This is a genomic window from Streptomyces sp. NPDC038200 (assembly GCF_055600785.1).
The window spans coordinates 359762-372271 of sequence record NZ_JBVJYH010000008.1 but is presented as its reverse complement, the minus strand read 5'-3'; the positions used below and the strand labels follow the sequence as shown (position 1 = coordinate 372271).

At 72.9% G+C, this 12510-nt stretch carries 7 protein-coding genes; 1 reads left to right on the top strand and 6 read right to left on the bottom strand.

The annotated features are described in order from the left end of the window. Nucleotides 1-1136 (bottom strand): maltotransferase domain-containing protein (locus ACZ7KF_RS19920; protein WP_471076305.1); only part of this gene is annotated, 1136 nt, incomplete at its 3' end. A gap of 332 nt (nt 1137-1468) precedes the next feature. On the opposite strand from ACZ7KF_RS19920, the gene glgP reads away from it, so the two are divergent. Beyond that, nucleotides 1469-4087 (top strand): alpha-glucan family phosphorylase, encoded by a 2619-nt coding sequence (gene glgP / locus ACZ7KF_RS19915; RefSeq protein WP_471076302.1) that lies wholly within the window; start codon nt 1469-1471, stop codon nt 4085-4087. Between the two features lie 79 nt (nt 4088-4166). On the opposite strand, the gene ACZ7KF_RS19910 is transcribed toward glgP, so the two are convergent. From ACZ7KF_RS19910 to ACZ7KF_RS19890, 5 genes are all read right to left on the bottom strand, one after another. Next, complete coding sequence (locus ACZ7KF_RS19910) at nt 4167-4688, bottom strand: DUF1990 domain-containing protein (RefSeq protein WP_471076299.1); 522 nt, start codon at nt 4686-4688, stop codon at nt 4167-4169. Between the two features lie 71 nt (nt 4689-4759). Then, nucleotides 4760-6418, bottom strand: a complete 1659-nt coding sequence (locus ACZ7KF_RS19905; RefSeq protein ID WP_471076296.1) for a M4 family metallopeptidase — start codon at nt 6416-6418, stop codon at nt 4760-4762. A 249-nt stretch (nt 6419-6667) separates the two neighbouring features. Continuing rightward, nucleotides 6668-8719 (bottom strand): M4 family metallopeptidase, encoded by a 2052-nt coding sequence (locus ACZ7KF_RS19900; RefSeq protein ID WP_471076293.1) that lies wholly within the window; start codon nt 8717-8719, stop codon nt 6668-6670. Nucleotides 8720-8957: 238 nt separating this feature from the next. Next, nucleotides 8958-10760: an ABC transporter ATP-binding protein gene (locus ACZ7KF_RS19895; RefSeq protein WP_471076290.1), complete on the bottom strand. Its 1803-nt coding sequence runs from the start codon at nt 10758-10760 to the stop codon at nt 8958-8960. Beyond that, nucleotides 10757-12499 (bottom strand): ABC transporter transmembrane domain-containing protein, encoded by a 1743-nt coding sequence (locus ACZ7KF_RS19890; RefSeq protein WP_471076287.1) that lies wholly within the window; start codon nt 12497-12499, stop codon nt 10757-10759. Before ACZ7KF_RS19890 ends, ACZ7KF_RS19895 begins: the two co-directional genes overlap by 4 nt. Nucleotides 12500-12510: the final 11 nt, after the last annotated feature.

Genomic DNA, 12510 nt, shown 5'->3' with positions numbered 1-12510 from the left:
CTCCCGTCCGCCCGGTGGCGGAACCACTCCGGATGCTTGTGCACCCAGGGATGGTCGGGCGAGCACTGCAACGCGAAGTCCAGCGCCACCTCCAGCCCCAGCCGGCGCGCCTCGCCCACGAAGAAGTCGAAGTCCTCCAGGGTGCCGAGGGCGGGGTGCACGGCGTCGTGGCCGCCCTCGGGAGAGCCGATCGCCCAGGGCACCCCCACGTCGTCCGGGCCCGCGGTCAGGGTGTTGTTGCGGCCCTTGCGGAAGGTCGTGCCGATGGGATGGATCGGTGGCAGATAGACCACGTCGAAGCCCATCCCGGCGATCGCCTCCAGCCGGCGGGCGGCGGTACGGAACGTGCCGTGCGGCTGCTCCGCGGTGCCCTCCGAACGGGGGAAGAACTCGTACCAGGAGCCGTACAGGGCGCGTTCGCGCTCCACCAGCAGGGGCATCGGATCGGAGGCCGTCACCAGCTCCCGCAGCGGATGGCGGTCGAGCGGCTCCGTCACCTCGGGGGCGAGGGCCGCCGCGAGGCGCCAGGCGGCCGGCCGGTGCTCGTCGCGCAGGGCCGCCGCCACGTCCAGGACGGGCTGCCGCCGGGCCTCGGGCACTCCGGCGGCGGCACGCTCGAACAACTCGGCGCCCTCCGCCAGGACCAGTTCGGTGTCGATGCCGGCCGGAATCTTGATCCGGGCGTGGTGCCGCCAGGTGGCGAGCGGATCCGACCAGGCCTCCACCGTGTAGGTCCAGCGCCCGGGTTCGCCCGCGGTGACGGTGGCGCCCCAGCGGTCGGTGCCCGGGGCGAGTTCCCGCATCGGCGTCCAGGGGCCGGCCCGGCCCGCGGGGTCCCGCAGCACCACGTTCGCCGCGACGGCGTCGTGCCCCTCCCGGAACACCGTGGCGGACACCTCGAAGGACTCCCCGGTCACGGCCTTGGCGGGCCTGCGGCCGTGCTGGACCACGGGACGTACGTCGAGGACGGGGATGCGGCCCAGGGTTGCGGCCGCGCCCGGGGAGGACCGCTCCCCGGTGGCGGACGGGCCGGTGGCGCCGGCCGGCGGCACGCCTTTCCTGCCCGTCGTCTTCTTTCCTGCTGCCTTGGCCTTGCTGCTTGTCGGGGGTGCTGACGAGTGGTGCGTGGCGGGCATGACCGCTCCTGTCCGCTTCAACGAGGGTATGGGCGGAGGGTGTGGGGAGGTGGGTCCTGCGGATGTGCTGTGGTGCGCCTGTGGGGTGTGTACCGGAGGAGCCTTCCCACCCGGTTCGGGTGGGCAATCCGGCACTTTGTTAACTACTCACGCGTACGTCTACGTACAAGACCGGTCCCTTTTTCCGGGTGCCCGGTGACCGGGACTTGACGCCCCCCCGACACCCCCGGCGGGTACGTCCCCACCGACCGCGCGGTAACCACTACCGTCGAACACGACGACGGGACGCACAGCGCTGTGCGTCTCACCCCGCAACGCGTCCGAGGTGGAATGTGAAGGCGATCCGTCGGTTCACCGTCCGTCCCGTTCTCCCCGACCCCCTCCGGCCGCTGAGCGACCTGGCGCGCAATCTGCGCTGGTCCTGGCATGCGGAGACGCGCGACCTGTTCCAGTCGGTCTGTCCCGAGGTCTGGGCCACGGCCGGCGGCGACCCGGTACGGCTGCTGGGCAGCGTGCGGCCGGCCCGGCTGGCCGAACTGGCCGGGGACCGGCGGTTCCTGCGCCGCCTCACCGCGGCCGCCGACGACCTGGACGACTATCTGACCGGCGACCGCTGGTACCAGACCCAGTCGGACGGCCTGCCCGCCGCCGTCGCCTACTTCTCCCCGGAGTTCGGCATCACGGCCGCGCTCCCGCAGTACTCCGGCGGCCTCGGCATCCTCGCCGGCGACCACCTGAAGGCGGCCAGCGATCTCGGGGTGCCGCTGATCGGGGTGGGCCTGCTGTACCGGCACGGATACTTCCGGCAGACCCTCTCCCGGGACGGCTGGCAGCAGGAGCACTATCCGGTGCTCGACCCGAACGAGCTGCCGCTCACCCAGCTGAAGGAGCCCGACGGCACCCCGGCCGGCCTCTCCCTCGCGCTGCCGGGCGGCAGGGCACTGCGTGCCCGGATCTGGCTGGCCCAGGTCGGCCGGGTGCCGCTGCTCCTGCTCGACTCGGACGTGGAGGAGAACGACCTCGGCGAACGGGGGGTGACCGACCGGCTCTACGGCGGCGGCAGCGAGCACCGGCTGCTCCAGGAGATGCTGCTCGGTATAGGAGGTGTGCGGGCCGTACGGACGTACTGCCGGCTCACCGGGCACCCGGAGCCGGAGGTGTTCCACACCAACGAGGGGCACGCGGGCTTCCTCGGCCTGGAGCGGATCGCCGAACTGTGCTCCGGCGGACTGGACTTCGACTCGGCGCTGGAGGCCGTACGGGGCGGGACGGTGTTCACCACGCACACCCCCGTCCCGGCCGGCATCGACCGCTTCGACCGCGAGCTGGTGGGCCGGCACTTCGGCCCGGACGCCGAGCTTCCCGGCATCGACGTGCAGCGCGTCCTGGCGCTCGGCATGGAGACCTACCCGGGCGGCGAGCCGAACCTGTTCAACATGGCCGTGATGGGACTCCGGCTGGCCCAGCGGGCCAACGGGGTGTCGCTGCTGCACGGGCAGGTCAGCCGCGAGATGTTCGCGGGGCTGTGGCCGGGATTCGACGCCGAGGAGGTGCCGATCACCTCCGTGACCAACGGGGTGCACGCGCCGACCTGGGTGGCGCCGGAGGTGCTGCGGCTCGGCGCCCGGCAGATCGGCGCCCAGCGGGCCGAGGACGCGCTGACCGTCGGGGGCTCCGAGCGCTGGGACTCGGTCACGGACATCCCGGACCAGGAGGTCTGGGAACTGCGTCGCACCCTGCGCGAGCAGCTGGTGCTGGAGGTGCGGGACCGGCTGCGCGCGTCCTGGCGGCAGCGCGGCGCCGGCAACGCCGAGCTGGGCTGGATCGAGGGGGTGCTGGACCCGGACGTCCTGACGATCGGGTTCGCGCGCCGGGTGCCGTCGTACAAGCGCCTGACGCTGATGCTGCGCGACCGGGACCGGCTGATGGAGCTGCTGCTGCACCCCGACCACCCCGTGCAGGTCGTGGTGGCGGGCAAGGCGCACCCGGCCGACGACAGCGGCAAGCGGCTGGTGCAGGAGCTGGTCCGCTTCGCGGACGACCCCCGGGTCCGCCACCGCATCGTCTTCCTGCCCGACTACGGCATGGCGATGGCCCAGAAGCTCTACCCGGGCTGCGACGTCTGGCTGAACAACCCGCTGCGCCCCCTGGAGGCGTGCGGCACCAGCGGGATGAAGGCGGCGCTCAACGGCTGCCTCAACCTGTCGGTGCTGGACGGCTGGTGGGACGAATGGTTCCAGCCGGACTTCGGCTGGGCCATCCCGACCGCCGACGGCGTCGGCACCGACCCCGACCGCCGGGACGACATCGAGGCCGCGGCCCTGTACGACCTCCTCGAACAGCGGGTCGCCCCGCGCTTCTACGAGCGCGGGCGGGGCGGGCTGCCCGACCGCTGGATCGAGATGGTCCGCCAGACCCTCTCCCTGCTCGGCCCGAAGGTGCTGGCCGGCCGCATGGTCCGCGAGTACGTCGAGCGGCTCTACGCCCCGGCCGCCCAGGCGCACCGCGGGTTGACCCCGGACACCGCCCGGGACCTGGCCGAGTGGAAGTCCCGGGTGCGGGCGGCCTGGCCGCGGGTGAGCGTCGACCACGTGGAGACGACCGCGACGACGGCCACGGCGGAGCTGGGCACCACCGTGGGCCTGCGGGTCCGGGTGGGCCTGGGCGAGCTGAGCCCGGACGACGTGGAGGTGCAGGCGGTGTCCGGGCGGGTGGACGCGGAGGACCGCATCACCGACGCCACGGTCGTCCCGCTGAAACCGACCGGCGCGCCCGACCTGGAGGGCCGCCTCGTCTACGAGGGCCCCCTCTCCCTGGACCGCACCGGCCCCTACGGCTACACGGTCCGCATCCTCCCCACCCATCCCCTCCTCGCCTCGGCCGCGGAACTGGGCGTGCTGGCGGTGCCGTCGGAGGAGGTGGTGGAGGGGGCGGGGGTGCTGCTGAGGTGATCTGACGGACGGGGCCGGCGGTGGCCGCGCAGGCTCGCGCGCCGGCCTCGCGGCGGCGTCCTCGGGCGTGGTCCTCGCGTCATGCCTCGGACAGGTCCGCGCACAGTTTCCGCAGGACCGTTCCGCAGCGGCGCGCGTACGCCTGCTGCAGTCCTCGGGTGGCCGGGCCGCCGGCCCGGGCGTACCACTTGGCCGGCCTGCTGAACGCGGCGACGGTGAGCCAGACCGTGCCGTCGCCGGTGCGGTCGACCACGAAGGCCTCCTCGCCGCATTCGGGGTGGCCTTCGAGGGTGCCGTAGGCCCAGCCGGCGCGGCGGGGTTCCTCGGCCGTCCAGACGATGCGGCAGGGGGCCCTGACGACGCCGGCCAGGGTGACCGTGACGTCGACGTCGGGGGCCGCGCGGTCGGCCGTGGCGTCGATGCGGACGCCCAGCGCGCGGTGCATCTCCCAGGTCAGGACCGCCTCGGCGGCCTGCCGGAACACCTCCTGGCCCTCGCCGAGACGGGTGCGGACGAACAGCGGACGGAAGCCGGGCGGGCAGAAGGTCAGATCGTCGCGGGTCGCACCGACCGGCTCGTAGGTGAAGGGCGCCGAGGACATGGGACACAAGGGTAGGGCGGTACCCGGAAGACCTTCCTCCCGGGTACCGCCCTGACGCGACGCGTCCGTGATCAGGCGACGTTGACCGCGGACCAGGCGGCGGCGACGGCCTTGTACTCGGTGCTGGTGGAGCCGTACAGCGCGGACGCCGCGTTCAGGGTCGCCGTGCGGGCGGCCTTGTAGTTGGTCGTCGACGTCATGTACGTCGTCAGCGCCTTGTACCAGATCTGCAGCGCCTTGGCGCGGCCGATGCCGGTGACGGTGGAGCCGTTGGAGGTCGGCGAGTTGTAGGTCACGCCGTTGATCGTCTTCGAACCGCTGCCCTCGGCGAGGAGGTAGAAGAAGTGGTTCGCGACGCCGGACGAGTAGTGCACGTCCTTGTTGCCGACGGTGGAGGACCAGTAGTCCGCCGAGCCGCCGTCCTTGCTGGGCTTGTCCATGTAGCGCAGCGGGGTGCCGTCGCCGTTGATGTCGATCTCCTCGCCGATGAGGTAGTCACCGACGTCGTTGGCGTTGCCCGCGAAGAACTCGACACCCGTGCCGAAGATGTCGGAGGTGGCCTCGTTCAGGCCGCCCGACTCGCCCGAGTAGTTCAGGCCGGCGGTGTTGGAGGTGACACCGTGGCTCATCTCGTGGCCGGCGACGTCCAGCGAGGTGAGGGGGTTCACGTTGCCCTCGCCGTCGCCGTACGTCATGCAGAAGCAGCTGTCGTCCCAGAAGGCGTTCACGTACGCGTTGCCGTAGTGGACGCGGGAGTAGGCGCCGACACCGTTGTTCTTGATGCCGCTGCGGCCGAAGGTGCTCTTGTAGAAGTCCCAGGTCTCCTGGGCGCCGTAGGCGGCGTCGACGGCCGCGGTCTGGTCGGTGCTGGAGCTGGACGCCGCACCGGTGCCCCAGACGTTGTCGGCGTCGGTGAACAGCGTGCCGGTGCCGGACGTCTTGTGGGCCAGGTTGTACGTCTTGTGGTTGCCCCGGGTGGTGTCGTAGAGCTGGTACGTCGACCCCGACAGGTTGGTGTTGAGGCTGACGGTGCCGGAGTACAGGCTCTTGCCGGTGCCGGTCGCGTTCTCGATGCCCTGGTACTCGAAGAGCTTCTTGCCGGTGGCCGCGTCGGTGATGACGTGCAGCTGGTTCGGGGTGCCGTCGTCCTGGAGGCCGCCGACGACCGTCTCGTAGGCGAGGACGGGCTTGCCGGAACCGGCCCAGATCACCTTGCGGGCGCCGTCCGCGGCGGCCTTGGCGGAGCCGAGGGTTCTGGCGGCGGAGACCGCCTGCTTCTCGGCCTTGGCGGCGGTGATCTGCGGCTTGAGGGAGGCGACCTTGATGGCCGACTTGTTCGCCTTGGTGACGCCCTCGGACTTGCCGGACTTCGCCGTGTGGACGATCAGGTCGCCGCCGAGCACCGGCAGGCCGGCGTAGGTGCGCTCGTAGCGGGTGTGGACAGTGCCGTCGACGTCCTTGACGACGTCCTTGACGACCAGCTTCTCCTTGGCGCCCAGGCCTATCGCCTGCGCGGTCTCGGTGGCGCCGGCCTGAGCCTGCTTGATGAGGGTGGTGCGAGCCGCGGCGGACAGCGTGGTCGGGGCGGCGGCCGGCGGCTTGGCGGTGGCTCCGGCCGAGGGCTGCGCGGTGGCACTGGTGCTCACTCCGGTGGCGAGCAGGGCTCCGGCGGCGACAGCGGTGGCGATGGCCAGAGTGGTGCGCTTGTGACGCGCGTAGAGGGGGCTCACGCAAGCTCCTTCTCGTGGGGAGTCCGGTCAGCGTGGGGTTACTGGCCGGCTGTGTGGGGTTGTGAAGTTGCTGTGCTGCTGCGGCGGGTGGAGAGAGAGTGACATCAAGGGCGCGTACATGTCAGGACCCTGAAGTGATGTTGGCCGAAAGTCGACTGTCCGATAAACGTTTCGCCCATGTGAACGGGCGCTGCCCGGGGGCGCTTCACCCCCGGGCAGCCCCGTGATTCCGGGCTTGTGGCGTGCCGTTTACGGGAAGGTCAGCTTCCAGCCGTTGATCGTTCCCGTGTCGTAGGTGGCCTGATCCTGCACCCGCAGTTTCCAGGTGCCGTTGGCCGATTCGGCGGCGGCGTTCACCGTGTAGGTCTCGTTGACGTCGTCCGCCGAGTCCGAGGAGCTGAAGTTCTTCAGCCGGTAGGCGGTGCCCGACGGGCCGACGAGGTCGATCACCAGGTCACCGCGCCAGGTGTGCGAGATGTCGACGCTCACCTGGAGGTTGCTCGGCGCGTTCCCGGTCCGCCCGGAGACGGCGATGTCGGAGGTGACGGCCGGCCCGTTGTCCGGGACGGACACCGGCGTGGTGCTCTCGTACGACGTGCCGCCGCCGCCCCCGCCGCCGGAGCGCGAGCCGACCCCGACGCCCGCCCAGGCGTCCTGCACGGCCTTGTACTCGGCGCTGGAGGTGCCGTACAGCTCGCCGGCCGCCGCGAGGGAGCCGGTGCGGGCGCCCGCGTAGTTGGTGGTGGACGTCCACTTGGTGCTCAGCGCCCGGTACCAGATCTGCAGCGCCTTGTCCCGGCCGATGCCGGTGACCGGGAGGTTGTCCGCCGTCGGCGAGTTGTAGCTCACGCCGTTGACGACCTTGGCGCCGCTGCCCTCGCTCAGCAGGTAGAAGAAGTGGTTCGCCGGGCCGGACGAGTAGTGCACGTCGACGCCGCCGATGCCCGAGTACCAGTTGTCCTTGGACGCGCCGTCCTTGCTGGGCTTGTCCATGTAGCGCAGCGGGGTGCCGTTGCCGTTGATGTCGATCTTCTCGCCGACGAGGTAGTCGCCGACGTCGGTGGAGTTGTTGGCGTAGAACTCCACGCCGGCGGCCATGATGTCGCTGGTCGCCTCGTTCAGTCCGCCGGACTCGCCGCTGTAGTTGAGGTTCGCGGTGGCGGAGGTGACGCCGTGGCTCATCTCGTGGCCGGCGACGTCGATCGAGGTCAGCGGCTTGGCGTTGCCGGAGCCGTCGCCGTAGGTCATGCAGAAGCAGCTGTCGTCCCAGAAGGCGTTCACGTAGGCGTTGCCGTAGTGGACGCGGGAGTAGGCGCCGACGCCGTTGTTCTTGATGCCGCTGCGGCCGAAGGTGCTCTTGTAGAAGTCCCAGGTGAGCGCCGCGCCGTAGTGGGCGTCCGCGCCGGCCGTGGCGGCGTTGGAGCTGCTGCCGTTGCCCCAGGTGTCGTTGCTCTGCGAGTACAGGGTGCCGGTGCCGGAGGAGCCGTGGTTCAGGTTGTACGTCTTGTGGTTGCCGCGCGCCCCGTCGTTGAGCGTGTACGTCGAGCCCGACTGGGTGGTGGTCAGCGTGACCTGCCCGCTGTACTGGGTGTTGCCGATGCCGTTCTTGACGCCCTGGTACTCGAAGAGCTTCTTGCCGGTGGCCGCGTCGGTGATGACGTGCAGCTGGTTCGGGGTGCCGTCGTCCTGGAGCCCGCCGACGACCGTCTCGTACGCCAGCACGGGCTTGCCCGTGGCCGCCCAGATCACCTTGCGGACGCTGTCCGCCGCCGACTTGGTCCCGCCGAGCGCCTTCGCCCGCTGCACGGCCTGCTTCTCCGCCGTGGCCTTCGCCACGGCCGGGGTGAGGCCGGCGACCTTCAGCGTGGCGCCGGTGGCCCGGATCACCTCCATGGTCTTGCCCTCCCTGGTCTCCACGACCAGGTCACCGCCGAGCACCGGCAGACCGGCGTACGTCCGCTCGTAGCGCGTGTGGAGCGTGCCGTCGGCATCCTTGACGACGTCCTTGACGACCAGCTGCTCCTTGCCGCCCAGGCCGATCGACCGGGCGGTGGCCGCCTTCGCGGTGTCGGCGTGCCGGATCAGCTCGGCCCGCTGCGAGGGAGTGAGCTTGACCGCCGCGTGGGCCGGGTTGGCCTTGCCGGGCTGCGGCTTCGCCGGGGCGGCGCTGGCGGCGCCGGACTGGACGGCGGCGGCGATCAGGGCGGCGACACCGGCGAGGGCGACGGCGGCGGTGCGACGGGCCGCCGTGGGGCGCAGTGCTGTGTGGGAGGTGCGTCCGCGAGAGGAATTGCTTCTCAACACTGACTCCTTCTGCATGACCGCGGGTCGCGCGGCCAGGGGAGACCGGACGGTGGGTTGGGACGTCCGGGCAGAACAGGGCGTTACGCGGAACCACGTGCAGGTGCGGAGCCGGCTCACGCGGGCGTGCAGAGCTGTGGGGTTGCTGTGAGTCGGCCTGGGAAGAGTGGCAGGAGATCCCACCACCTGTCAGGACCGCGTCACAAATATGGCCGGAAATGGTCCGTTGACCGGATGTTCAAGTTCGGTATGCGGACTGTTGGTCCGTGTCGTCGGCGTCCCCGTGCCAGGTCCGCCACAGCGCCGCGTACGCCCCGCCGGCCGCCACCAGCTCCGCGTGCGTGCCCAGTTCCGTCAGCCGGCCGTCCTCCATGACCGCCACCCGGTCCGCGTCGTGCGCCGTGTGCAGGCGGTGGGCGATGGCGATGACCGTACGGCCCTGGAGCACCGCGGCGAGGGCGCGCTCGGTGTGCCGGGCCGTCGTGGGGTCCAGCAGGGCCGTCGCCTCGTCCAGGATCAGTGTGTGCGGATCGGCGAGCACCACGCGCGCCAGGGCCAGTTGCTGCGCCTGCGAGCCGTCCGTGGGCCGCCCGCCCGTACCCAGCCGGGTGTCGAGCCCGTCCGGCAGGCCGCGCACCCAGTCGGCGGCGTCCACGGCCGCCAGTGCCGCCCACAACTCGTCCTCCCCGGCGGCCGGTTCCGCGATCAGCAGATTGTCGCGGACCGTGCCCAGGAAGACATGGTGCTCCTGGGTGACCAGGACGACCTGGCGGCGCAGCAGCTCCGGCGCCAGCTCCGCCACCGGCACCCCGCCCACCGTCACCGTGCCGGACCCGGGCCGGTCGATGCCCGCGAGCAGCCGGCTCAGCGTCGTCTTCCCGGCGCCGGAGGGACCCACCACCGCCAGCCGCTCCCCGGGCCGTACCGTCAGGTCCACCCCGCGCAGCACCTCACCGCCGCGCTCGTACGCGTACCGGACCCCGCGCACGTCGATCCGGTCGTCCGCCGGCGCCGCGGACGCGTCCGGACCCTCCCCGAGGGGCGCCCGCGCCAGCCCCTCCACGCGCGCGAACGAGGCGCCGCTGCTCTGGAGCTGCTCCACCCGCATCAGGATCTGGTCCAGCGGCTCGGTGAACTGGCGCAGATACAGCGCCGCCGCCACCACCGCACCCACCCCGATCGCGCCCCGCGCGTGCAGCCAGCCACCGAGCAGCAGCACCCCGGCCACGGGAACGGTGTACGTCACCTCGACCGCGGGGAAGAACACCGTCCGCAGCCGCAGGGTGTACAGGCGGGTGCGGCGGGACTCGGCCAGCGCGTCCCGGCTCGCCCGGATCCGCCGCTCGCGCAGCCGGAACGCCTCGGCGGTCCGCGCCCCGGCCGCCGTCGCCGCGACGATCTCCGCGACCTGGGAGGTCGCCGCCCCCTCGGCGAGGTAGCCGTCCCGGGCGCGCCGCAGATACCAGCGCAGCGCCAGCTGGATCGGGGCGAGACCGAGCAGCCCGCACACCCCCAGCAACGGATCGAGCGCGCACACCGCGCCCAGCACGAACACCGCCTGCACACCGTTGACCAGCAGCTCCGGGCCCACGTCCCGCAGCGTGGTGCCGACGGTCGCCACGTCCGCCGTGCCCCGCGCGGTCAGGTCGCCGGTACCGGCCCGCTCCACCACGGACGCGGGCAGCGCCAGCACCCGCCCGACGTACTCCTCGCGGACCCGGGCCAGCGTCCGCTCCCCGAACCGGTGCCCGACGTACCGCGCCCAGCGGGCCAGCAGCAGCTGCGCCAGCGCGCACAGGGCGATCCACAGCGCCAGCCGGTCCACCGCGCCCACCCCGTGCCCGGCCCGCACCTCGTCGACGATCCGGCCCACCAGCCAGGGCCCGGCCAGTCCCGCCGCCGCGGCCAGCGCGTTGAGCAGCAGCGCGGCGGTGAACGCCCGTCCGTCGGCCCGCACCAGCCGCACCACGGCCCGGCGCACGGCTCCCCGGTCCGCGACCGGCAGCAGCCCCTCGCCGGCCGGGCTCCCGCCGGCCGTCACCGTACGGCCCCCGCCACGTCGTCCGCGGCCTCGCCGCCCGCCGGGTCCCCGGCGTCGCGCGCGACCAGGGCCCGGTAGCGGGGCTCCTCGGCCAGCAGCCGGCGGTGCGGTCCGCTCGCCCTGACCTCGCCGTCGGCCAGGAACAGGACCGTGTCCGCGTGGTCCAGCACCAGCGGCGAGGTCGTCGTCACCAGCGTCGTGAGGCCGTTGCGCGCGGCCCGCAGCCGCTTCGCGACCGTCGCCTCGGTGTGCGCGTCCAGCGCCGAGGCCGGCTCCACCGCGAGCAGCACCTCGGGCGCGGCCAGCAGCGCCCGTGCCAGGCGCAGCCGCTGCCGCTGCCCTCCCGAGAGACTGCGGCCCTGCCCGGACACCACCGACTCCAGCCCGTCGGGCAGGCCGCGCACCACGTCCTCGGCCGCCGCCGCGTGCACCGCCCGGCGCAGCGCCGCCTCGTCGGCCGGGTCCGCGGCGGCCACCATCTCCCGGAGCGGGCCCGCGAACAGGTCCGCCTCGTTGTCCGCGACCAGGACGCGCCGCCGTACGTCCGCGAGCGGCACCGCGTCCAGCCGCACCCCGCCCCAGGTGGCGTCGGTCGGCCCGTACCGGCCGAGCCGGTCGACCACGGCGGCGGCCTCGGCGGGCCGGGCGGCGGCCAGCGCGGTCAGCCGGCCCGGCACCACCCGCACCCCGGACACGGGGTCGTGCAGCTCGGCCGGTTCCGCGGGGGCCGGCCGGGTGCCCGTGTCCGGCTCCGGGGCCAGCCGCAGCAGCCGCACCACGCGGCGCGCGGCCACCACGCCCCGGTTCAGGTCGTAGGCCATCTGCACGAAGAACGCGACCGGTCCGATCAGCACCGCCACATAGCCGTAGACCGACACCAGCTCGCCGACGGAGATGTCCCCCCGGGCGGCGGTGCGGGCCGCGAGCCAGGTCACCACGGCCAGGAACAGGGTGGGTAGGCCGACTCCGAGCGCCTGCACCCAGCTGGTCACCGCGCCCACCCGGTACCCCTGCGCCCGCAGCCGCTGCGAGTCGCCCCGGAACGCGTCCGCGAACAGCCCCTTGCCGCCCAGCCCGTTGAGGACCCGCAGCCCGCCCGCGAGGTCGCCGATGCGCGCGGCGAGCACCCCCTGCCGCTCCCGGTACTCGCTCTCCGCGCCCTGCAACCGCCGGGTCAGCGGCCCGGTGAGCAGCGCGACCACCGGCACCCCGAGCAGCACCACGGCGGCGAGCGGCGCCGAGATCGCCAGCAGCAGCCCGGCCACCACGGTGTACACGACGACCGCGCCGACGCCCGGCCCCACCACGGTCAGCGCCTGCGCCAGGATCTGGACGTCCCCCACCCCGATGGTGACGACCTCCCCGGCGCCCGCCCGGCGCGGCAGCGCGGCCCCCAGCCGCAGCACATGCCCCACGACCACCTTGACCGTACGGAAGTTGGCGTCCATCCGGACCCGGGTCATCGTCCGGTGCCGCAGGATGCTCACCCAGGCGTTCACCGACCCGAGGACGAACATCGCCCCGGTCCAGGCGGCCAGCACCCGGAGCCGCCCGGGCAGCAGCCCGTCGTCCACGGCCCGCGCCATCAGATACGGCTGTGCGGCCAGCAGCACCATCCAGACACTGCCCAGCAGCGCCCCGGCCGCCGAACGTCCCGGCTGACAGCGCACCAGCCACCACAGATACCGCCAGCCGCCGCGGGTGTCGGGTGTGCCCGGATCCTCGTACGCGTCGATCATGCATCCCCCGA